We start from the raw sequence: 21,901 nt of genomic DNA on the forward strand, positions 1-21,901 counted from the left end.
GCTTGTCGATGCGTTGGAGATGGCGCGGCCGACCGTCCATATCGTCCTTCACGTCGTCGTGCCATGGGCGGTGGCGTGGTGGGGATACCGCTCCCGATGGCGACAATGTTGGCTCTGGCTGTTGGTGGGTTGGCTCATCGATGTCGATCACCTGCTCGCTGAGTCGACCTATGTTCCTGACCGCTGCAGCATCGGTTTCCATCCGTTGCACACCGTGCCAGCGGCTGTGGCTTATTTGGGGCTAACCGCGTGGCAACGGACACGTTGGCTCGGACTTGGGTTGTGCATCCACGTTCTACTGGATGCGCTCGATTGCATCTGGATGGCCGCAAGCCACTCGTGACATCACGGCACCATTCCAAATGGTCCGAGCGCTTGTTCCCAAGCGCGCGATTGATCCTGATCAAGGTAGCGGACACGTACCGCACCTACGGTACTCCCATTAGCCACCTTGGCTAACTGCAATGTTCGCCTGCCGCACGATGCCGCCATGCGCCGAAATGATTGGGGTGACCTCGGTTTTCGTGCAATTTGTGGCGACCTAGCTGCCCCCGGCCAGGACGGCGGACAAATCGCGTCCTAGGGCCTGCACTGTGGGTTTGATCCGCGGTGAGTCAACTCGACATGCCGGCGTCTTCGCGCAAGGAAGCGACCAGCGGGCAAAACACTTTCCCGGTCCGCGTCGAACAGGCTTCGAGCAGTTCGGATAGTGCGGACTCCATGCGCTGCAGATCATTCAGACGTGCACGCACGTCTGCGAGTCGCGCTGATGCCAATGCGGATGCCTCGCGGCAATGGGTACCATCTTCCAGCCTGAGCAACTGCGCGACTTCGTCCAGGCTAAAGCCCAATCGCTGCGCCGATTTCACGAATCTCACCCGGGCGACGTCCGTCGGCCCATAGTGGCGTATGCCGCCATGAGGCCGATTCGGCTCTGCGAGCAAGCCCCTGCGCTGGTAGAAACGGATGGTTTCTACGTTGACGCCGGCCGACTTGGCCAACGCACCGATGGTTAATGGTTCGGAACGGGTGTTCACGGTGCTTGATTCCGTACTTAAGTACGGTCGTAACGTTAGCGCACAGATGCCGGAAAGGACAAAGCACATGACGCAGCGTGGAGATGGCCGCGGCGCCTTGGCGATCGGCGGCGTGGCAGCGCTACTGGCTTCCACGTGCTGCCTGGGGCCACTCGTGCTCGTGACGTTGGGCGTCAGCGGCGCGTGGATCGGCAATCTCACGACCCTGGAACCGTACCGTCCTTGGTTCATTGCCGCTGCGTTGATCGCCTTGTCGCTCGCGTGGCGGCGCATCTTCCGGCCAACGCAGGCCTGTGCCCCTGGCGAGATCTGTGCTGCGCCGCGAGTTCGCCGGGGCTACAAAGCGTTCTTCTGGATCGTCGCGACGCTAGTGGTCGTCGCGATCGGATTTCCCTACGCCATGCCGCTCTTCTATTAATCGAGGATCATTCCGATGAAAAAGCTATTCACCTCCTCCTTGCTGCTGTTCTCGATCGGCACCGCCCCGGCGATCGCGGGCACCCGAACGGTCACGTTGTCGGTGCCGTCGATGACGTGCGCCACGTGCCCGATTACGGTCAAGAAAGCATTGCAAAAGGTCGACGGCGTCACCGAGGCGAAGGTCACCTGGGAGCCCAAGGAAGCCGTTGTGACCTACGACGATGCCAAGACCGATGTGAGCGCACTGACGTCGGCCACGCAGAACGCTGGCTACCCGTCGAGCGTGAAGCCATGAGCATGCCGTCGAATCCTTTCCATGTGGCGGCATCGCACGTTGAGCAGATGCGCCAGGCGGTGCTGTATACCGACGGGGTGCTGAGTTCTCGCACCAAGGTGCTGGGTGCATTGTTGTGGTCGGTCAGTGCGCGCTGCGAGCCTTGCCTGACGCACTACGCGCGCAAGGCGGTCGAGCTGGGAGCCACCAGGGAGGAGCTGTCGGAAATGTTGGCGGTGGCCTCGGTGATGGGCGGTTGCGTCGGGGAAACCTGGGCGCTCAAGGCGCTTGCGGCGGCCAAACCCACCGACAGTGCCGACGGACCGCGCGAGGAGTCTTGCTGCGCCCATCCCTGACACACCGCCGACCGCGGCGAGGCGGACCGGCTCTACGCGCCGGTGGGTGCCGGCGGCAGGATCTCGCCGGGTGAGATCGCCCCACGCCGAGCGAGCAATTCGTCGAAGGCCTGGGCGCGTGCGGTGGCGTGCGCGGCGGTGGTCTCGGCGGCCTGGCGCGCAACCTGTTCCCTTACCAGCGCGTCGCGCGCGGCCGCTACGTCCGCGCGCAGGCCCTCAATGGCGAGTTGCTCCTGCGCCCAGCGGGTCTGCAGGTTGTCGCGTTCGCGGGCGACAGGTCGTAGCGCCTGGACTTCCTCGTCGAGCCGGCGCAGTTGCGCGCGCAGGTCGCGTGCCTCACGGTCGTGCTGGCCAGCCTGTTCGGTCAGCCGGACGTTGTCGCGATTGAGCTGCAGCAGCTCCTGGTTCTTGCCGATGAGGCTGTCGCGGGCTTCGCGCAGATCCACCTGCAGCTGCTGCACCTGGTGCTCGTGGCGTCGCTGTTCCTGGTCACGTTGGTCTTTGATGGCGGTCCGGTAGTGCTCCAGCGCCTCGCGGGCGTGCGCGTGCTTCTGCTCCAGGGACTGCACGTGCGTGTCGCGCTCGGCCAGGCGTGCGGTGACGCCGGCGACACGCTCTTCGAGCTGCCGCACCGTGGCGGTCGCGTCGGCCAGGCCGGTCTGGGTGGCCTTGTGCTCGACCTGGACGGACTGCAGCGTCTCCTCGGTACGGCGCAGTTGGGCGGTCAGCGTGGTGGTTTCCTGGCGGGCCTGTTCCAGCGCGGCCGCGCGATCGCGCAGCTGGGCGTCGCAATGCGCCTGGACCTCGGCGATGCGAGCATCAGCCTCGGCATTGAGCTGCCCGGCCAGGCGGCTTACGAGATCCGCTAACGCGTCGCTGATCGGATATTTCCCGCCGACGCCCTGCGCGTCCTCAGCCTCGAGCTCTTTGAGGTATCGATGGATCGTGGTTTTGGAACCGGTGTTGCCGAGCGCCACGCGCAGCGCGTCCACGGAGGGGTGCTTGCCCTGGGCCAGCAGCGCATTGCGCGCCTTCTCGACTTCGGTCTTATAGACGCCGCCGCGTGCCATCGGATCATCCTCGGTGTATTTCGTACTGAATTACATACCACGTAATTACGTAACACTCAAGGCGACAAGTTCAGCAGGATTGGACGGATTTCTAACACAGGATAATGTTGTCTTATCCCGCGTCAGGCTCAAAAGCGCCGCAAAAAATCATCGGCCGTAGTACGAACGGGCTGCCGGCAAGCGAGGCTTTGGCGGCAACAAGACGCGTGGGCTGGCGCGAATCGCGGCTTGGATCTGCTCAAGCTCGGCGTCCTGGGCCTGCAGCGATTGCCGCATCTCCTAGAACACGGGCGCTACTATTCGCAGCGGGGCTCCGATCTCTCTGTGCGATAACGCCGCTCCCAAAGGAACGCTGTGCTCTCTCAACGTGTCGTGCGATCGTGGCACACCCGGCTGGCTTGGCTGGTGGGTGTACAAGTTCTGCTGTGGATGCTCTCGGGTCTATACATGAGTGCGGCGCCCATCGACTGGGTCCATGGCGACCACTGGGTTAAGGCGGAGCCTAGGGAGTTGCCGCTCTCGCCGGTGGCCGCGCCGGCGGAACTTCAGCGTCAATTTCCCGACAGCGAACGCTTTACGCTGAAGACTCTGCTCGGCAAACCGGTCTACGAAGTGCACCGACCCGGATCCATCGTATTGGTCGATGCCGCCTCGGGTGTCCCGCGCGCCCCGTTGGATGCCAATGAGGTGCGAACGCTGGCACGTACGCGATTTGCGCAAGCCCGGGCGATTCGGTCGATCGATTGGCTGAAGGAAGCGCCCGGTGAGGTCAGCAGCCGTCCTGCGCCACTGTGGCGCGTGACCTTTGAGGGCGCTTCAGCGCCTACGTTGTACTACTCCCCGTACACCGGCGAACTTCTGGCGAAGCGTTTTGCCGGCTGGCGCATATTCGACACGTTGTGGATGTTGCACATTATGGATTATGCAACCAGAAGCAACGTCAACAATGCGCTTCTGCGCGTCGCCGCCGGCGTGGCCCTTGCCTTCGTGGTGACCGGCGCGGTGCTGCTGGCGGTGTCGCGACGTCGACCGGTGCCGGTTCGGTCGGTGCGTTCGCCTCGCCGGCCATGGCCTGCCCGCCTTCACCGAGCCGCCGCGTGGGTCATCGGGGTGCAGGTGCTCGTCTGGGTGGCCAGTGGGCTAACGATGAGCTTGCTGGATCATATGGCCGTGGAGGGCCACACCTACGTGCGTCCGCCGACCGCCGGCCAAGCAATCGACTATTCCACCTTGCAGGCGCCGTCTGCGATCGCCGCACACCATGCCGGCCAAGCGCACAGCGTGGCTTTCCGCAACGCGCTGGATGGTCCTGTCTACTTGGTGACCACTCCGAGTGGCGTCTACCGCTACAACGCGCGCACCGGCGAGCCGCAGCCGGTGACCCCGGCGGTCGCATACGCCGTCGTCGCGGCTGACTATGGCGGCCCTGGCCGCCTGGAAGCCCCGGAGTGGTTGGCCGCGGCAAATGAGGAAACACGCGATCATCAAGGCGCATTTTGGCGGCTTCGGATCGCTGACGATCTAGAGACGACAATCTACGTCGCCGCGCAGACCGGTGACATCGTCGAGCGACGCAACCGGGTGTGGCGCCTGTTCGATATCGCCTGGATGCTGCACATCATGGACTACCGCCAGCGCGAGGATTTCAACCATCCGCTCCTGATCCTGACGGCGTTCGGCGGCGTATGCCTGTCGGTGTCCGGCGTGCTCCTGGTGTGGCGGCGCTGGCGCGCCGCCACACGTCGACCGGCCATGGGCTAGTACGCCCTGCCCTCCGGCTGCCACACCTACATTCGCGAACGGCCTGCGCCCCCGGTGGTGCGGTCAGCGGATTCTGCCCAACCGCAGCGCGTTGGTGACGACGGAGACCGAACTCAGGCTCATCGCCAACGCCGCAATCATCGGACTCAAGAGCCAGCCAAACACCGGATAGAGCACGCCCGCCGCGACCGGCACGCCGAGCGCGTTGTACAGAAACGCAAACCCCAAATTCTGTTTCATATTGCGCACCGTCTCGTCGGAAATGGCTCTCGCCGCCAGGATGCGTCCGAGATCGCCCTTAACGAGCGTGATAGCGGCACTGGACATGGCCACGTCGGTGCCGGTGCCCATCGCGATGCCGACGTCCGCCGCGGCGAGTGCTGGGGCATCATTCACGCCATCGCCGGCCATCGCCACGCGGCGGCCTTGCGCTTTCAGGCGTTCGACCAGCGCGACCTTGTCGGCCGGCTTGACCTCGCCGTGGACCTCGTCGATCGCCAAGGTCTCGGCCACGGCCTGCGCCGTGGCCATCGCGTCGCCCGACGCCATAACGAGGCGGAGCCCTGCGGCGCGTAACGCCGTCAACGCCGCGGGAGTAGACGCCTTGATGGGGTCCGCGACGGCGACGGCACCGGCGAGCTCGCGGTCGACCGCGAGGAACATGACGGTCGCGCCGGACGCACGCAGTGCGTCGGCCCGCTCGGCCAACGGGGCAACGTCAGCACCCACGCTCCTCATCAGTGCGGCGTTGCCCAAAGCTAGCGGACGATCGTCCACGCGTCCCACCACACCCTGACCCGTGATCGAAGAAAAGTCGGCAGCCATCGACAGAGCGAGCGAACGCTGCTTAGCTTCTGCCAATATCGCAGCGGCAAGCGGGTGCTCACTCCCCTGCTCCAAACTCGCAGCGAACTGCACGACTTGCTGCTCGGTGTAGCCAGGCGCGATCAGCACATCGCGAAATGCCGGGCGCCCTTCAGTCAGCGTCCCGGTCTTATCGACGACGAGCGTGTCGATGGTGCGCAGGCGCTCAATTGCTTCCGCGTCGCGAAACAGCACGCCTGCATGCGCGGCGCGTCCGGTGGCAACCATGATCGACATTGGTGTGGCGAGCCCGAGCGCACACGGACACGCGATGATGAGCACCGAGACGGCATTCAAGACGGCGTAGGTCCATGAGGGTTCCGGGCCGAAGAAACCCCAGCCGAGGAGAGTTGCGATCGCCGCGGCCAGCACGGCCAATACGAACCAATAGGCGACGGTGTCGGCCATGCGCTGCATCGGCGCGCGTGATCGCTGCGCTTGAGCGACGAGCTGCACGATCTGCGCGAGTACGGTCGCCGACCCGACCTGATCGGCACGAATGACCAAACTGCCGGTACCGTTGAGGGTCGCGCCGATGACCCGCGCGTCGGGCAATTTTTCGATCGGCAGCGACTCGCCCGTCAACATCGACTCATCCACGCTTGAGCGGCCGTCGAGCACTGTGCCGTCGACCGGAATTTTTCTCCGGGCCGCACGCGCAGGCGGTCGCCTGGGTCAGCCACACGATGACCGCGGCAGCCTCGAAATAAACACCGACCCGCCCGTGCTCCTGAAAGGAATTAGGAAAGAGCCCGGGCGCAAGCGTGGCCACGACACTGTAGCCGTACGCGGCGGCTACACCGATGCCGATCAGGGTCCACATGTTCGGGCTGCGATGGCGCAGCGAGGCGATACACCGCTCAAAGAAGGGCCAGCCGGCCCACAATACGACCGGTGTGGCCAGCACCAGCTCCAGGCCCGTGCGCAGCTCGGTCGACAACCCCGTCAGACGGTGGCCAAGCATCGCCAGCCCCAATACGACGAGCGTCAGCGGCAATGACCATGTAAAGCGCCGTCGGAAGTCGGTGAGTTCCGGCAGCTCGCCGTCGTCCTCGCTCGGCATGACCGGTTCGAGTGCCATGCCGCAGATCGGGCAAGCCCCGGGGCCTTCCTGAACAATTTGCGGGTGCATCGGACAGGTGTAGGTCATGCCCGGCGCTGCGGGGATCGCAGCGACGGGGGCTTCGGTCGACAGATAGCGCGCCGGATCGGCTACGAATTTGGTACGGCAACCCGCCGAACAAAAGTGATAATCATGGCCGGCGTGGTGCGCATGGTGCGGCGAGTTCGCGTCGACCGTCATACCGCAGGCCGGATCGCGCTCAGCTTCACGCGGGGCGCCCGGCGTTGGGCCGTGGGCCGGATCATGAGCGCCGTGGCCGACGGCGGGCGTCGCCGCGGCGTGGCCCCCTGCAGAGTTCGGGGACGATGACGAGGGGGGCGCGTGGCAGCATGGGGATTTATGGGAAGGTGCGGTCATGGCAGATCCTCCTGCGACAAGGCGTTGAGTATCGGGCAGGCTTCCGCTCGGCCGTGGCCGGGGCACGCCGTAATGAGGGTTTGCAGTCCGGTGCGGATGCGGGTCAGTTCAGTGATGCGCTGATCGACGTCCGCGAGTTTGTCGATGGCGGCACGTTTGACCTGGGCGATATCGGCGTTATCGCTCAAGGCAAGCAGCGTCCGAATGTCCTCGAGCGAAAAACCCAAGGATTTTGCGCGCCGGATGAAATGCAGGCGTTTGAGTTCGGTCTGGGTGTAGTGCCGATAGCCCGAGGCCGAGCGCTGTGCGGGCGCGAGTAGTTGGCCGCGCTCGTAATACCGGACGGTGTCGATGGCGACCCCGGCACGTTTGGCCAATTCGCCAATGGTAAAGCTCGTCATGATTGCGCCTCCGGTGAAGCATCGATCGCGTGAAGAGACAGTGTGCAGTCTGGACCCTGGTCCAGAGTCAAGCCCCGGCCGGAGAGGCTCGGTGCTTCCATTTATGGGCGGGCGCAACGTGCGCCGTACACCGGACGGATAAAAAGCCAGACGCGGTGCGCATAAACGCTGTCGGTGGTGCCGTACGGAGCGCTAAGGGCTACTTGAAACTTCTGGCACCGGCGCGCAGTCTATGCGCCGTCCTCGTCGTCTGCGGAGGGCGCGTGCTTCGCACCGCCACCACTATTCTTCTCGCGATCGTGTTGTGCCTGAACGGGTTTCTCATGCCCGTGGCGATGGCACAGCACCACGTCGCGTCGGAGAAAGCCAGTGCGGTGGTCGCCGACGCCCCGTGCCACGGCGACGCAGCGGTATCGGACATGGCCACGGACGACATGTCCGACCATGCACAGCACGGTGGAAAAGCCCCTCCTTCCAAGCACAGCACTCCTTCGTGCTGCACCCATGGCCAATGTGCCTGCGGTTGCCTGTTGTCTGCCAGCACCGCGCCCGCCATGGGCGTGAATGTGCGTCCGCAGCGCGCGACGAAAGGCCGCGACTTCTCCCGCCCGCATCTGACCGCCTCGCGGTACACGGTGCCCTTGCGACCTCCGATCGCCTAAGCGTTGGCTAGCAGCCCGATCGGGCTGCCGATGCGGTGCGGGTGTCGCACCGTCACTCTTTTCGCATGTGCGCGAGACCGCCCGGTGTCGCGACGCGTGCCTGCCAACGAGTCGAGATGATGGAACGAACGATGTTGCGGCTGCCGCTGGCGGCCGCGTTGACGATCCTTGCAGGTTGCGTCGGGGTGTCGCGACGGGAGGGCGCCGATCGCGTCCAAACGCTGTTGAACGAACGCGTACCCAGCGCGGTGCAATGGCGCACCAACCCCGAAGGCACGGTGGCAATCGATGCGCGTGTGGCCGAACTGACCGCCACGAAAATCACGCCGGCCACGGCGTTTCAAGTTGCCCAGCTGCGCAATCCACGTATGGCAGCGGAGTACGCGCGATTGGGCTTGGCACAAGCGGACGTGGTCGAGGCCAGCCGTATTGGCAATCCAACCTTCAGCGGTTCCGCGCTCAAGGACGGCGGCCCGTCAAAGATCGCCACCGGACTCACGGCGCCGCTTGCCGATTTGTTGCTGCTTCCCGCCCGGCGTCGCCTGGCGGCGGGCGAGTACGAGCGCGCCCAACAGACGATTGCGGCCGATCTCGTGAATCTTGCCGCGGATGTGGAAGTACAGTGGTACGAGGCCGCCGGCGCCGAACAGGTGGCGCTCATGCGCGAAGCTGTCGCCACGGCCGCCGCGACTTCCGCGGAACTCGCCCTGCGCTTCTTCGACGCGGGCAACATCAGCGCGCTGGAGCTCAAGCTCGAGCAGGCCGCGGCGAGTCAAGCGCGCATTGCCGCGCTCTCGGCGCGGGCGAACGCGACACGCGAGCGCCTGGCGCTCAATACGCAAATGGGCCTGTCCGGCGCGCAAGCCGCGCAGTGGCAGATGGACGTGCCGCTCGCGGCCCCCGTGCCGACCGAGGACGGACTGGAAACGCTGCAGTCCCTGGCCCGTGAGCAGCGGCTCGATCTGGCCGCCGCGCGGCGTGAGGTCGAGTTGCTCGGCAGCGCACTGGGCGTGGCGCGGCGCTGGCGTCTTTTAGGAGCGGTCGATATCGGCGTAGAGCGTGAGAAGGAAACGGACGGGTCGAAGCTGACCGGTCCGACGTTGTCGTTGGCGCTACCGCTCTTCAACCAGGGCCAAGCAGCGATCGCGCGTGCGCAGGCGCAGTGGGAGGTGGCCAAGAGCGCGCTGGCACTGCGGGAATTGGAAATCGACAACGACGTCCGGCTGGGGATTGAACGAGTCAATGCGCAGCGCGGGATCGTCGAGCAGTACCGGACCGCGCTCGTTCCGCAGCGCGAAGCGGTCGTGGCGCGCCAGGTTGAACGGCTCAACTACATGCTGATTGGCGCGTTCGAACTGTTGCTGGCCAAGCAGCAGGAATACGACGCCTATCAGGGCTACCTTGAAGCCGTACGTGACTACTGGGTGGCGCGGGTGGAACTGGGTCGCGCGATCGGGACACGACTTCCGAGCGCCGCGACAGTCAACGCGCGCACGATCGGGGTTGAAGCCATTTTGACCCCTCCCGCGCCGACCGGCGCGGGTCACAGCGGTCATGGCGACCATGGCGCAGCAATGCCGGGGATGAAGCCGGCTGCCACGCCGTCGCCGCAGAGCCCCGCCCGCGACGAGGGCATGCAGGGCATGGACCATAGCGGTCATGACATGTCGTCGATGAAGCCGGCCGCCACGCCCTCGCCGCAGAGCCCCGCCCGCGACGACGGCATGCAGGGCATGGACCATGGCGGTCATGACATGTCGTCGATGAAGCCGGCCACCACGCCGTCGCCGCAGAGTCCCGCCCGCGACGACGGCATGCAGGGCATGGATCACGCCGGTCACGACATGTCCATGAAGGCGGCAGCGCCTCCACCTCAGGATACCCAGCCCACGAAGGGCTCGCGCGGACCGAACGCCGCGAAGAAGCCAACGTCGCCGCCGGCGACGGAACGTCCGAAAGACGAGGCCGGCATGCCCGGTATGGACCACGGCAAGGACGATTCCACTCCCACCTCCCCACCGGTGCGCCAGGGCGATAGGCGCACGTCATCGTCACTCGATACTCCTTTCCCCGCCCGAACGATCGGGCGCACGGCGCCGTCCGGTGCCGTGAGCGTTTCACCCACCGTAGCTTTCTTCGGAGATCACGCATGAATACCTCTTCCCTGCGTCTTGCGCTTGCCCTGATGAGCCTGACGATTGCGCTGAACGTGTCGGCGCACGACCCCAAAGAGCACGAAAAAGAGGCGGCTGCCGCGCAGGCCAAGCCCGACTGCGCCAAGTTGAAAACCATGGACATGTCCAAAATGGACCCGAACGATCCGGTCATGAAGGCCATGATGGCCAAGTGCGCCAAGGCCGATGCTGCCGGCGCTGCGCACGATCACGCACCGGCCAAGGACGCAGCGAAAGACCCGAAAAAAGACGACAAGAACGCGCCGACGTCGAGCGACGATCACGGGGGGCACTGATGACCTCACGACGCGACCTGTTGCAATGGATGGGGGTCGGCGGCGCGGGCCTGTTGGCCGGCGCGGTGACGCCTGCCCGGGCACAGCACGCCGCCGGCCATACGCCGGCGGCCGCACCGGATCCCAGCGATGCCACCCCGCCACCGCGTGCGGCGGTGGGCTACCGGCCCGTGCGTACCCTCAACGGGTGGACACTGCCGTTCCGCATGAATGACGGCGTCAAGGAATTCCACCTGGTGGCCGAGGAGATCGAGCACGAGTTCGCGCCGGGCTCGCGCGCAATCTGTTGGGGCTACAACGGCACGACGCCGGGGCCAACGATCGAAGCGGTCGAAGGCGATCGAGTGCGGTTGTTCGTGACGAATCGGCTGAAGGAGCCGACCTCGGTGCATTGGCACGGCATTGATCTGCCCAACGGGTTCGATGGCGTGGCCGGTCTCAATCAGCCGCACATCCTGCCCGGCGAGACCTTCGTCTACGAGTACACGCTCAAGCAGCACGGTACGCACATGTACCACCCGCACGCCGATGAGATGACCCAGATGGCCTTCGGCATGATGGGCTTGTTCATCATCCATCCGCGAGCCGGTGAAGAAGAGCCGATCGACCGCGACTATGCATTCCTGCTGCACAACTGGGCGCTGCACCCAGGCACGTATCGCCCCGATCCCAGCATCATGCAGGATTTCGATTTGTGGACCTTCAACTCGAAGGTGTTCCCCGCGATCGAACCGTTGGTGATGCGCACGGGCGAGCGGCTGCGCATCCGAATTGGCAATTTATCCATGTGGAACCATCCCATCCACCTGCACAGCAATCCGTTCTGGGTGACCGGCTCAGACGCCGGCCGATGGCCGCGATCGCAGTGGCGACGCGAGGTCACCGAGATCATCGGCGTCGGACAGATGCGCGATTTCGAGTTCGTGGCGACTGAGCCCGGCGACTGGGCGCTGCACTGCCACATGGCGCATCACACGATGGGACCGATGGGCCACGGCATCCCGAATCCGACCGGTGTCAATCAGCGCGGCGTGGAAGCCCAGATTCGGCAGTTGCTGCCCGGCTACATGGCCATGGGTGAAAACGGCATGTCGGAGCATTCCGAGCACGTCGCGATGGGCCTGACAGGCCCCGAGAACACGCTGCCGATGATGGCCGGCCAAGGCCAGTTCGGGCCGATCGAAATGGGCGGCATGTTCACCGTGGTCAAGGTCCGCGACGAGCTGGCGGCCGGGGATTTTCGCGATCCGGGTCCGTACCGCTATCCGAAGGACCGGATCGCACGCCGCGTGAGCAGCGATGCCGATTTCGGTCAGCCCCATCGGCGCACCCCGTACGGCCCCGCGCGGGCTACACGACCGGCCCCAGCATCCGATGAGATGCCGGCGATGGATCACTCACAACACGGAAAACCTACGGGAGGGTAGCGCATGAAAACGCTCAAAGTGATCCTCGTTCTGGCACTCGTTGGCGGATTGGGCGCACTGGGATTTTTATACTCGGGGCTGTATCCCATCGGCGCCGACACGCCGCACAACGCGCTGACGTACTGGGGTCTGGAAACGCTGCGGGAACGCTCGATCGCCCGCGCCAGCGCCGATCTGAAGGTGCCTGCGCTGGACGATCCGGACATGCTCCTGGCGGGCGGAGCGGACTATAACGACATGTGCGCGACGTGCCATTTGAAGCCGGGCAAGACCACGTCCGACATGGCCCAAGGGCTTTATCCGAAGCCGCCGAATCTGTCCAAGCCTGCCTCTCAGCAGGCTCCGTTGACGAAAGATCTCGCCGAAGGCGCAGCGGCGCGGCAGTTCTGGATCATCAAGCATGGCATCAAGGCGTCGGCTATGCCCGCCTGGGGCCCCACGCACGATGACGCACGCATCTGGGCCATGGTGGCGTTCCTGCAGAAGCTGCCGACGCTGACGGCAGATCAGTACCAGATTCTGACCGCCCGCGAGGGTGGTCAGCCGATGGATCACGAGGGCATGGACATGGGTGCTGCGGCGCCGGCAGCGGGCGCCACCGCACCGGCATCATCGGACGGTGCGAAAGGCGCGAACGAGCCCACGGCCGTGGTGGATCAGTTCCAGAAAGCCTTGTCGACCGGCGACACCGCGACGGCCGCCACGCTTCTCGATCCCGAGGTCAAGATCTTCGAGAGCGGCGGCATCGAGCGCTCCAAAGCCGAATACGCCTCGCACCACCTCGCCAGCGACGCGGCCTTCTTGAAGACGGCGACGCTGGCGCTTCAGTCACGCACCGGCGATGCGGTCGGCGATCTGGCGTGGGTCGGCAGCGAATCGCGCATCACGGCGTCGGTGAAGAACAAGCCCGTCGATCTCATCAGCACCGAAACCATGGTGCTCAAGAAGACGCCGCAGGGCTGGCGCATTGTGCACATCCATTGGTCGTCCCGACCCAACAAGACTTCGTGAGGTTGCAATGAATCCTCTGCTGCGATGGGTAGGCTCGCTGGGCCTGCTCCTGATTCCCCTCGCCGATCCTGTGTCGGCGCAATCCACGGCGACAGTCACGGTCGCCGCCAGCGATCACGTGCTGGTGCACAAGAGCCCATCCTGCGGGTGCTGCACGCAGTGGGTGGAGCACCTGCGGGCGAACGGCTTCACGGTCGAGGTGCGCGATGAAGCCGATGTCGCGCTGAGCAAACGTCGCCTGGGCGTGCCGGCGCCGATGGCGTCGTGCCACACCGCCGAAGTCGGCGGGTATTTCGTGGAAGGCCATGTGCCCGCGGCCGACATCCGGCGTCTACTGACACAGCGGCCCGCGATCCAAGGGCTCGCTGTACCGGGCATGCCGGCCGGCTCGCCCGGCATGGAGCTCCCGGATGGCCGGGTCGCGCCCTACACCGTGCACCAGATTGACGGTGACGGCAACGTCAGCGACTTCGCGCGACACGGTCAATGACACGGCCGCCAGTTCCCACCGTGTTGTCCATGGCTTCGACGTTGGCCAGGGTTCGCTCCCCACGATCCGGTGGCATTCGTCGATGAGGCGCCGCACCGACCCACGCTCGAGCGCGATGACGCGACTATCTCCCGTGAAGCGTCGTCCCCTCTCCCTCCCCGCGCTCGCGGGGGTCGGTGCGGCCATGCTGTCGGTCCTGGCTGCCTTCCTCGTGCTGGCGCGCGGTCTGCCGGCGCAGAGCGAGATCACGGTGTTCCGGCGGCCGGGCTGCTTATGTTGTCTGGCGTGGGTAGCGCGCTTGCGCGAGGCGGGGTTTCGCGTCGCGGTACAGGAAGAACCGCACTTGGGCGCCTTGCGGCTTCGCCTGGGTATTCCGGAGTCCAAGGCCAGTTGCCATACGGCGCTGACGCGCGAGGGCTACGTGATTGAGGGCCATGTGCCGCCGCAGGACATACGGCGCTGGCTGCAAGAACGCCCTGCCCTGCGCGGCTTGGCCGTACCGGGCATGCCAGCTGGATCGGCCGGCATGGAAGGTGCCGTTTCCGAAGCGTACGACGTGTGGACTCTGCCGCTGCGCGGTGAGGCCACGGTGTATGCCCACCACCCGGCCGGTCCTTCGCTGCCGTGATGCGCCTTCCTTCCGCACCGCGAGTCGTCGTAGGGACTCGGAGCCCGCCCGAGGCACCATGCTCCGTTTCCTGAACCCCTCGCCGGAGTCCGCCACGGCCCGTGCTGTAGAAGCCTGCCTGCGGTGTTACAGCACCTGCATGAGCGCGGGTCTCTTGCCCTATCGCGGCGTCAGCGAGGCTTGGCTCGACGACGAGCTGCGTCAGCTCCTGATCGTCACGGCGGAACTGTGCAAAGTGACCGCGAAGTACCTTCGGATCGGCAGTCGCGAAGCGATCGTGTTGTGCGACGCGTGCGCGCACGTGTGCGAGGTCTGCGCAAGCGCCTGCGACGCACGCGGCGACTTGAGCGACTGCGCCCGCGACTGCCGACTCTGCATGGTGCGCTCGCGCGAAGCCGCCCAGGCCTAGCACTGATGAGTGGATCGAGTTCACACAGTGGACAGACCGGCGGCCCGACCGACACACCGCGCCGTGTGCCATGCAGGACCACGCCGATCACCGCGGATTGTTGCCCAGCCGACGATGGATCGCGGTCGCCGCAACAGCGGCGTGAGCCATTCCCACGGTCATCTGGTTCAAGGCCTTGACAAGATCCCCAGCGGCGTAAAGCCCGGGGACGGACGTACCCTGGTGGGCGTCCACGAAGAGCTCGCCCTGCTCGTCGCATTGAGCGCCCAACGCAGTGGCCAGGTGTGAACGGGCCGCACAGCCCACGAGCGGGTAGACCGTATCGAAATCGGCCACCGAGCCATCGGCGAACTGCACCAGAACGGCGCAGGGCGTGTCGCGGACGAAGGTGATGGGCTGGTCGATAATCAGCACGTCCAGAGTACGCAGCCGACCGCGGTCCTGGTCGGACAATTCACCGCCGTCTGGCGTCAGAATCAAGGTCAGGTCGCGTGTGTAGGTGCGCAGAAATCCCGCATGACCCAGTGCCGTCGTCGCCGGTGCGATAAGGCCCACGCGCCGATCGCGGACTTCGTAGGCATCGCAAATCGGACACCAGCGCACCAGACCGTCGAGCGTCATCGCATGCCACTGGGCCGGCGGCGCGCCGGGCGGCAGTTGATCGACCACGCCGGTCGCAAGGAGCACCGTCCTCGCGTGTCGATGTTCTTCACCGAGGGTTGCGACAAAACTGCCCGCATCACTACGCAGCGCGTCCACCGTGGCATGCTCGATCGGTACACTGACGTTGGCGACCTGACGGCGCAATCGCAGCAGAAGGGCTTCCCCACCGATGCCCTCAGGAAACCCCGGCAGATTGTGCGACACGGGGATCTGTGCAGCACGGCTGGCGTTCGCATCGATGACCGTGCACGAGCGCCCAAACCGCGCTAAATACAGCGCCGCTGTGAGACCTGCCGGGCCGCCGCCTACGATCAGGCAATCGAGCATCGCACCCTCCCTGCGTGCCTCATGGGGCGGCCGGATCGGTGTCGACCCGCCAGATCACGTTGCCGACGTCGTCAGCCACCAGCAGGGCACCATCGCGGGCTAGGTGTACGCCGGCCGGACGCCCCCGCGCGTTGCCTTGGGCATCGAGAAATCCGTCCAGGACAACCGTGGGCGAGCCGCTCGGGCGGCCGTTGGCAAAAGGCACGAAAATGACGCGATAGCCGACCGGCGGTCTACGGTTCCAGGAGCCGTGCTGTCCGATGAAGGCGCCGGCGTGGTAGCGCGCTGGCAATGTGTGCGCCGTGGCGAACGCAAGTCCCAGCGAGGCGGTATGGGCGCCCAACGCGTAATCGGGGACGCGGGCGCTGGCGACGAGATCCGGGCGTTGCGGTTCGACGCGTGCATCGACGTGGTCGCCAAAATAGCTGTACGGCCAGCCGTAGAAGGCGTTTTCCACCACGTGCGTCAAATAGTCAGGAACCAGATCGTTGCCCAGTTCATCGCGCTCGTTGACCACAGTCCACAAGTCCCCGGTGACCGGCTCAAAGTCCAGTCCTACGGGATTGCGCAACCCGCTGGCAAATATCCGCACGTTGCGCTGCTCAGGATCGATCTGCAGCACCGCCGCGCGATTCACCTCCTTGTCCATTCCGCCTTCGGCGACGTTACTATTGGAACCGACACCCACGTAAAGACGCTTTCCGTCGGCGCTGGCCACCAAACTCTTGGTCCAATGGTGGTTGAGCGGGCCAGGCCCGTGGGGCAGCGGCACAACCATTTCCGCGGCGCTGACGGCGGTAACGTCGCCGTCGTGGTAGGGCACACGGACCAGTGCATCCGCGTTGGCGATGTACAACGTCTGGTCAATGAGCGCCATCCCGAACGGCGAGTTCAGGCCACGGGCGAAGGCGTGACGCTGCTCGGCCACGCCGTCGCCGTCGGCATCGCGCAGCAGCGTGATGCGATTGGGGCTGGGCACGCCCGCGCCCGCGCGCCTCATTACGGCTTTCATAACGGCACCTTTGATGCCTTTGGTGGCGCGCGAATCGGGCGGCGCATTGCTTTCCGCGACGAGCACATCGCCGTTGGGAAGCACGAGCAGCCAACGCGGATGATCGAGATCTCGCGCGTACGCGCGCACCCTCAGCCCGGTCGCTGCGATGGGGGTCTGGTCTGCTGCCCAGCCGGTGGCGGGCGCAATGTCGATGACCGGGATGACGGAGTGGGACGGCGGCGGCAGCTTCGGATGCGCCCCCGTGGACTCCGAGAGCGGTTGCGCCACGCGGCCACACGCCGCCAAGCTTGCCGCGGCGAGGATCACGGCAGACGCCAAACGTAGTGGGGCCGGCAGCGAATCCCCGCCGCACACGCCGCTTTTTTTACCAGCGAATGTCGGCCTCATTGCCGTTGCCGCTCAGCGGCGAGCAGCGCTTGCATCTGCTGAATTTCGGCGCGCTGGGAGCGTTGGATGTCACCGCACAGGCTGCGAATCTCCGTCGACGTAAGGGTTGCTTCTTCGCACATCAGGATCGCACCGGCATGGTGCGGAATCATCGAGCGCAGGAACTGCGAATCGCCGATGCCCCACTGGTAGCGAACACCAAACCAACTGACACCCACGACGATCCCGGCAATGGCGAGAAAGAGGCCGTTGAGCTTGGCGTTCGGGTACATCTTCCACATGAAGGCCAATTCGATGAGCACCATCGCACCGGCCATGAGCGCGGCCATGTAGACCTGATTGAGATTGCTCAAGACGTGCGCAAAGCGATCGACCATGACGTACATCAGCGCGAACATGGCGACGAACGACACGGCGATCATCGCGGCAAAACGGGGGTAGTGACTCATCGTATTTTGCGTGCTGTGTTCGGCGTGAGCGGTTGCTTTCGGCGGCGCTGCATGCGCGGTGTGCGAGGTTTTCATAAAACGCTCCTTGCGTGAGAATCGGGATGGCAGTGTCGGCGGTCAGTTATCGATGGTCGATTGCAGGGCGTATACCAAGCCCGCACTGGTGCGACACGCCAACGTTCATTGACGAACGTCGCGAGCGCTCATCGGGCGCAAGCGACTCACGCGCAAGGTTATTCACACGTCAGAAAACCCGCTCAAATTCCGGATGTTAGATTCAACTCCAGGGTTCGAACCGGCGCACGGGTCAAGCACGCTGCACGGTCGGGCACGCGAACGAGGCAAATTGCGACAGTGCGTCACGCGCCGCGCTAGTCGATTTTCATTGCCGGGCGCTGACGGTGTCGCGCCCCTGAGATGGTAGGTATGCCATACGGCTGCACCCTGGCTACACTTTCTCCTCCGCTTAAAGACTCCTGACGATGATTGCGACGCAGATACCCGCCGATGCCACGGACACGGATGCCTTGCGGACGTTGATCGCACGCTGGCGCGAAGACGCGGGCGGGACGTACCGCACGTGGTTTCTGTGGGAGGAGCGGCTCAAGAATTTCCGCGCGATTCGACGCGGCCTGCAGGCCGTGGTAGCCGAGATCGCCAGCGGCACGTTTGGATGCGCGTACCGCGGCTCGTCGCTAGAAACCGTCGTCGGCTCGATAGCCGAGCAGCGTCAAATTTTCAAGGGGGCCGATCACGCATTTTTATGGAAGCCCAAGCTGCGCATTCCTGATATTTACGAAGACGCTGAGCATCAGCGCGCGTTTGGGCAGTTCCTCGACACGTGCCTGTGCTGCAGCGGCGATAGCGCGATCCTCGAAGCGATCCATGCGTTGGACCGCCGGCGCATCAAGGGGCTAGGCCCCGCGGCCGCGAACCTGTTGTACTTCCTGCACCCCACTCACGTGCCGCCGTTCAACACGGCCATCGCCAATGGGTACAACGCCGTTGCGGGCGCGCGGGTGAAGCTCGGTCGCTGGGACGAGTACCTGGCAATGCGTCGCGGCATGCTCGCTCTCATGGCGCGGTACCGGGGGCAGTTTTCGAACGACTTCGGCGCTGTCGCGGGCTTCTTGTTCGACATCGGCAGTGGCCGCTATCCGGCACCGCCCCGCGCGGGCGACACGGCCGCTGTCGCGCGCTGGGCGGAGGACTTGGCGGGAGTGCGCGAGGAGAGTGCGGCCAGTCGCAAGGCGCTCGCGCTCGCCCACGAAGGCGATCACACGCACACGCAGATCCAGGCCTGGCTGCGCGATCTGGGCAAGGCCCTCGGATACGCTGTATGGATCGCGAGCAACGATCGCGGTCGTGTGTATGCCGACGCGCCATTGGGCACTGGCTGCATGACGCAGCTGCCGCCCGCCCTCGCCGCGCACGCCGCCGCTGACACGTTTGGCCTGATCGACGTGCTGTGGCTGGAGGCCGACAGCGGCCGCGTCGCGGCGGCATTCGAGGTCGAGCATTCCACCAGCATTTACTCGGGCATCGTGCGCATGCTCGATCTCGCGCTCGGGGTGCCCGAGCACGCTGACGGCGCGTATTTTCTGGTGGCGCCCGATGCGCGCGAGGCGGATGTGCGCGCGCAGTTCGCCCGCCCCGCCTTCAGCCGGGCGACGGACCTGAATTTGCATTTCTTGCCCTACAGCGAGCTCACGACGCATCGCGAAGCCGTCGGCCGCTTTGGGTCGGGCTTGAAGGGCGTACTCGCAATTGCGCGTGCGCTGCGCTAAAGCGGTCATCTGAATGAGGAGCGCGACATGAACGCCTGGACGACTTCAAAGCGCGCGCCATCAAAGCCCTGCCTCAGCTGTGTCGGGAATTTGGCATGGCGCAGTTCTATACCGACGCGATTGCCACGATGCCGCGGCCGACCAGTTGCCCTTAGTTGCCGTCGTCGTGACCGTGATCGTCCTGGCCTTGCCCCAGCTGCCAGTCCGCGCGGTTGTCGTGGTGATCGAGCTCAAACACCTGCTGCAGCAGCGGTTGACCATGGTGATCGCGCGCGTCGCAGCGCACACGCAGGGACTCGCCGCCATGCACATTGATGGACCGCACCTCGCCGGGCCGCAACATTACCGGCGTCTTGCCACTGCAGCTCACCGCGACGGTTTCGTTCAATCCGTTTTGTACGTCCACGTAGTATTCGTAATGACGGTGATTTTGCGCGCTGGCCGCATTCATCGACAGCAACAACACCGCCCACCCAGCACCTGCATACCTAATCCCCATGATCTGTCCCCTTGTGAACAATCGCGTGGCGCAGGCAGCCTAGCGCGGAAAGTACGGGTTGTCACACGATAGGGTTGTGTACGATGGAAGTTGGAGTTGAGATCCAAATTCAGTATCGAGCGACACGCAGACGGCGCGCACGATCGGATGTGTTCGGCAGTCTGATTCATGCCACGGAGCCATTCACGCCTGTGACGCGCCGCGCGTCGCGGGGGAGCCGACGAGCTCCACTGCGAGCTCAGTCTGCGCACTGCGCGCGGACGATGCGCCCGTCTTCGACCTCTGACAGGCAAGTACCGACGGTCAGGAATGAAGCGTAACAGTGGCCCTCGACAGCCGCCGCCGTATCGGCGTCGGCGCTCGCGACGCACAGGCTTTCGCACTGCGCACTGCGTTGACACGATTTACCGCCGTCGCGCGTGGGGACATCGCAGGCCTCGAGCTGTTGCACGCCGACCTTGCGCCAGGTGCCCTTGAGCGCTATGCATTGTTCGCGCGAGGTCACAACCGGTCCACTTTTACCCGCCCCCGCCGAAGTTGCGGAAGTCGCTGGCGGCGCCGTTTGCGCAACCGCGCACCCGGCCAAGCCGAGCCATATCATGCCCAACAGCGATCGCATCCGCGTTCCTCCGTGCTTGGCGAAAAGACCGCGGCGCCTTCCTGGCATGGCGCCGCGGTCGAGCTGCGCTTATTCCTCGATCAGATCCAGGTTTTCTGCTTCCGGTGCGAGGGTGATGTGGTGGATCCACAAGCCGCCTTTACCGTCGGGCGCCACATACGTTTCCGCGAAGCGCTCGCGCTTGACCAGATGCCCCAGCGGCACGCCGCCGACCATTTCCAAGCGGCCCATCGGCCCGTCCGTCAGGGCGATCTCCTGTGCACTGAGTGCCATGCTCGAACTGGCGCTGCTGTAACTGTCCAGGTGACCGTACAGACTGGTCAGCTCCGCATAATCATGCGCATTGGGCGCAGTGCTGCTGGCCGATTGCGAATAGTCCATGCACGTATTCTGCGACGTGCCGTTCGTGCTGGTGTGATCCAAACCCAGTACGTGGCCGATCTCCTGGCACATGACGTGGTAGCGCGCGTTGTTCGTGAAGCTGTAGCTGTCATTCATCTTCGCGGTGCCCTGCGAGATGTGGCCCCGCGAATCCAGGTTGATGGAAGCAAGCCCCGACCAGCCATTCTGGCCGTAGGTGTAGTTGCACACGCGCAGCTTCCCGGCGATCGGCGTGCAGGCGCTGCGTGCGCTCGCCGTCTCCGTGCCCTGCGAGGCTACGAGATTCAGCTTGGTCGACGAGGACCATTGCGACACCGAGGTGTTGAACATCGGCTGCCAGGTCGACGTGACGCTGTCGACGGTGGCGAGATTGAACGAGGACGTGGTGCGAGCCCAATGATAGTTGTTCCAATCGTGGCTGGCTGACGCGGTGCTGGCGATGATCGAGAAACCCATGCCCAAGGAAAGTGCAAGTAAGGAACGACGCATACGATCTACCCCTCCGAAGAATGACGATAAGCGCACGATCGCCGCGGCGCGGCGAACGGGATGTCCAGAGCTGAGTGCCCTGCACCACGCCCCTGTCGTGGGCCTGTCGATCCCCTCCCGGAGCGACAGGCGCAGGGACGCTACGCAGCCGCGCAAAAAAGCATTCTGCGCTGCAATACACGGTGTCACTTCGGCTGCAAATAGTGGGGGTATCGCTGCCGTGCGGATGCGGTGGTGTCACGGCCGCGCAATGCCCGGACCGGCAGTGCGAGCAGCATCCGATAATCGACACAGCGATGGCATTGGGTGCGAAATCAACGGGCTAGCGCGACCGCACCGCCCCCCGCATCGATCGCTATTCATGCGGCAAGGACGCACTGCTCCTTTGTACACAGGTGAAGTCTGGAGCAAACTCTAAACCTGTCGCCACACTGAACGCGGCAAACTGCCCGATCTCTTCTGTGCGTAAAACCCTCGACGGTGCACGGGGGCTGCGCGAGGTCAACCGGTACCCCCATGGTAGTG

Annotated in this window: 24 protein-coding genes and 1 pseudogene; 14 read left to right on the plus strand and 11 right to left on the minus strand. The window is 64.8% G+C overall.

What is annotated here, in order from left to right; genetic code table 11:
• The first annotated feature begins 19 nt into the window (after window positions 1–19).
• Complete coding sequence (locus N4264_RS15060; protein WP_261697636.1) at window positions 20–343, plus strand: DUF6122 family protein; 324 nt, start codon at window positions 20–22, stop codon at window positions 341–343.
• A gap of 271 nt (window positions 344–614) precedes the next feature.
• On the opposite strand, the gene merR is transcribed toward N4264_RS15060, so the two are convergent.
• Window positions 615–1,037 (minus strand): mercury resistance transcriptional regulator MerR, encoded by a 423-nt coding sequence (gene merR, locus N4264_RS15065; protein WP_261693061.1) that lies wholly within the window; start codon window positions 1,035–1,037, stop codon window positions 615–617.
• Window positions 1,038–1,104: 67 nt separating this feature from the next.
• On the opposite strand from merR, the gene merT reads away from it, so the two are divergent.
• From merT to N4264_RS15080, 3 genes are read left to right on the plus strand one after another with little or no spacing between them, the layout of a single operon-like run.
• Window positions 1,105–1,455, plus strand: a complete 351-nt coding sequence (merT, locus tag N4264_RS15070) for a mercuric ion transporter MerT (protein WP_261693062.1) — start codon at window positions 1,105–1,107, stop codon at window positions 1,453–1,455.
• 15 nt (window positions 1,456–1,470) lie between these two features.
• Entirely contained in the window at window positions 1,471–1,752 is a 282-nt protein-coding gene (merP, locus tag N4264_RS15075; RefSeq protein WP_261693063.1) for a mercury resistance system periplasmic binding protein MerP, read from the plus strand.
• Entirely contained in the window at window positions 1,749–2,087 is a 339-nt protein-coding gene (locus N4264_RS15080; protein WP_261693064.1) for a carboxymuconolactone decarboxylase family protein, read from the plus strand. The genes merP and N4264_RS15080 overlap by 4 nt, the downstream gene beginning before the upstream one ends.
• 32 nt (window positions 2,088–2,119) lie before the next feature.
• On the opposite strand, the gene N4264_RS15085 is transcribed toward N4264_RS15080, so the two are convergent.
• A complete protein-coding gene (locus N4264_RS15085) occupies window positions 2,120–3,157 on the minus strand; it encodes a DNA-binding protein (protein ID WP_261693065.1) in 1,038 nt (345 codons plus the stop codon).
• Window positions 3,158–3,511: 354 nt separating this feature from the next.
• Here N4264_RS15085 and N4264_RS15090 point away from each other — a divergent pair, with 354 nt between their 5' ends.
• Window positions 3,512–4,918, plus strand: coding sequence for a PepSY-associated TM helix domain-containing protein (locus tag N4264_RS15090; protein WP_261693066.1), 1,407 nt, complete (start codon window positions 3,512–3,514; stop codon window positions 4,916–4,918).
• Between the two features lie 63 nt (window positions 4,919–4,981).
• Here N4264_RS15090 and N4264_RS15095 read toward each other — a convergent pair.
• Both N4264_RS15095 and N4264_RS15100 read right to left on the minus strand, forming a co-directional pair.
• Window positions 4,982–7,085: pseudogene (locus N4264_RS15095) on the minus strand (heavy metal translocating P-type ATPase).
• Window positions 7,086–7,258: 173 nt separating this feature from the next.
• On the minus strand, window positions 7,259–7,663 hold the full coding sequence (locus N4264_RS15100; protein ID WP_261693067.1) for a heavy metal-responsive transcriptional regulator: 405 nt from the start codon (window positions 7,661–7,663) through the stop codon (window positions 7,259–7,261).
• A gap of 263 nt (window positions 7,664–7,926) precedes the next feature.
• On the opposite strand from N4264_RS15100, the gene N4264_RS15105 reads away from it, so the two are divergent.
• On the plus strand, window positions 7,927–8,325 hold the full coding sequence (locus N4264_RS15105; protein ID WP_261693068.1) for a CopL family metal-binding regulatory protein: 399 nt from the start codon (window positions 7,927–7,929) through the stop codon (window positions 8,323–8,325).
• Window positions 8,326–8,377: 52 nt separating this feature from the next.
• Here N4264_RS15105 and N4264_RS15110 read toward each other — a convergent pair whose 3' ends face one another.
• Window positions 8,378–8,659 (minus strand): hypothetical protein, encoded by a 282-nt coding sequence (locus tag N4264_RS15110; RefSeq protein WP_261697709.1) that lies wholly within the window; start codon window positions 8,657–8,659, stop codon window positions 8,378–8,380.
• Window positions 8,660–8,735: 76 nt separating this feature from the next.
• On the opposite strand from N4264_RS15110, the gene N4264_RS15115 reads away from it, so the two are divergent.
• The 7 genes from N4264_RS15115 (at window position 8,736) to N4264_RS15145 (ending at window position 14,760) form a co-directional block, all read left to right on the plus strand.
• Window positions 8,736–10,478: a TolC family protein gene (locus N4264_RS15115; protein ID WP_484600521.1), complete on the plus strand. Its 1,743-nt coding sequence runs from the start codon at window positions 8,736–8,738 to the stop codon at window positions 10,476–10,478.
• A 32-nt stretch (window positions 10,479–10,510) separates the two neighbouring features.
• On the plus strand, window positions 10,511–10,795 hold the full coding sequence (locus N4264_RS15120; protein ID WP_261693069.1) for a hypothetical protein: 285 nt from the start codon (window positions 10,511–10,513) through the stop codon (window positions 10,793–10,795).
• Between the two features lie 29 nt (window positions 10,796–10,824).
• Complete coding sequence (locus tag N4264_RS15125; protein ID WP_261693070.1) at window positions 10,825–12,222, plus strand: multicopper oxidase family protein; 1,398 nt, start codon at window positions 10,825–10,827, stop codon at window positions 12,220–12,222.
• Between the two features lie 3 nt (window positions 12,223–12,225).
• Complete coding sequence (locus tag N4264_RS15130; RefSeq protein WP_261693071.1) at window positions 12,226–13,233, plus strand: c-type cytochrome; 1,008 nt, start codon at window positions 12,226–12,228, stop codon at window positions 13,231–13,233.
• A gap of 7 nt (window positions 13,234–13,240) precedes the next feature.
• Window positions 13,241–13,723 (plus strand): DUF411 domain-containing protein, encoded by a 483-nt coding sequence (locus tag N4264_RS15135; RefSeq protein ID WP_261693072.1) that lies wholly within the window; start codon window positions 13,241–13,243, stop codon window positions 13,721–13,723.
• 133 nt (window positions 13,724–13,856) lie between these two features.
• Window positions 13,857–14,351: a DUF411 domain-containing protein gene (locus tag N4264_RS15140; RefSeq protein ID WP_261693073.1), complete on the plus strand. Its 495-nt coding sequence runs from the start codon at window positions 13,857–13,859 to the stop codon at window positions 14,349–14,351.
• A gap of 58 nt (window positions 14,352–14,409) precedes the next feature.
• Window positions 14,410–14,760 carry a four-helix bundle copper-binding protein gene (locus N4264_RS15145; RefSeq protein ID WP_261693074.1) on the plus strand — a complete coding sequence of 117 codons (351 nt, stop codon included), beginning with the start codon at window positions 14,410–14,412 and terminating at the stop codon, window positions 14,758–14,760.
• Window positions 14,761–14,847: 87 nt separating this feature from the next.
• On the opposite strand, the gene N4264_RS15150 is transcribed toward N4264_RS15145, so the two are convergent.
• The 3 genes from N4264_RS15150 to N4264_RS15160 are packed head-to-tail and all read right to left on the minus strand — an operon-like array spanning window position 14,848 to window position 17,676.
• On the minus strand, window positions 14,848–15,750 hold the full coding sequence (locus N4264_RS15150) for an NAD(P)/FAD-dependent oxidoreductase (protein WP_261693075.1): 903 nt from the start codon (window positions 15,748–15,750) through the stop codon (window positions 14,848–14,850).
• A gap of 19 nt (window positions 15,751–15,769) precedes the next feature.
• Entirely contained in the window at window positions 15,770–17,152 is a 1,383-nt protein-coding gene (locus N4264_RS15155) for a PQQ-dependent sugar dehydrogenase (protein ID WP_425508276.1), read from the minus strand.
• Window positions 17,149–17,676, minus strand: coding sequence for a DUF305 domain-containing protein (locus N4264_RS15160; protein WP_261693076.1), 528 nt, complete (start codon window positions 17,674–17,676; stop codon window positions 17,149–17,151). Before N4264_RS15160 ends, N4264_RS15155 begins: the two co-directional genes overlap by 4 nt.
• 461 nt (window positions 17,677–18,137) lie before the next feature.
• On the opposite strand from N4264_RS15160, the gene N4264_RS15165 reads away from it, so the two are divergent.
• Complete coding sequence (locus N4264_RS15165) at window positions 18,138–19,388, plus strand: type II restriction enzyme NmeDI-related protein (protein WP_261693077.1); 1,251 nt, start codon at window positions 18,138–18,140, stop codon at window positions 19,386–19,388.
• Between the two features lie 151 nt (window positions 19,389–19,539).
• On the opposite strand, the gene N4264_RS15170 is transcribed toward N4264_RS15165, so the two are convergent.
• From N4264_RS15170 to N4264_RS15180, 3 genes are all read right to left on the minus strand, one after another.
• Window positions 19,540–19,887, minus strand: a complete 348-nt coding sequence (locus tag N4264_RS15170; RefSeq protein ID WP_261693078.1) for a hypothetical protein — start codon at window positions 19,885–19,887, stop codon at window positions 19,540–19,542.
• Between the two features lie 238 nt (window positions 19,888–20,125).
• Window positions 20,126–20,392, minus strand: coding sequence for a hypothetical protein (locus N4264_RS15175; RefSeq protein ID WP_261693079.1), 267 nt, complete (start codon window positions 20,390–20,392; stop codon window positions 20,126–20,128).
• 183 nt (window positions 20,393–20,575) lie between these two features.
• Window positions 20,576–21,376, minus strand: coding sequence for a zinc metalloprotease (locus N4264_RS15180; protein WP_261693080.1), 801 nt, complete (start codon window positions 21,374–21,376; stop codon window positions 20,576–20,578).
• Window positions 21,377–21,901 lie beyond the last annotated feature (525 nt).

Origin of the sequence: Tahibacter amnicola, assembly GCF_025398735.1 — a bacterium.
GTDB classification, from domain to species: Bacteria; Pseudomonadota; Gammaproteobacteria; order Xanthomonadales; family Rhodanobacteraceae; genus Tahibacter; species Tahibacter amnicola.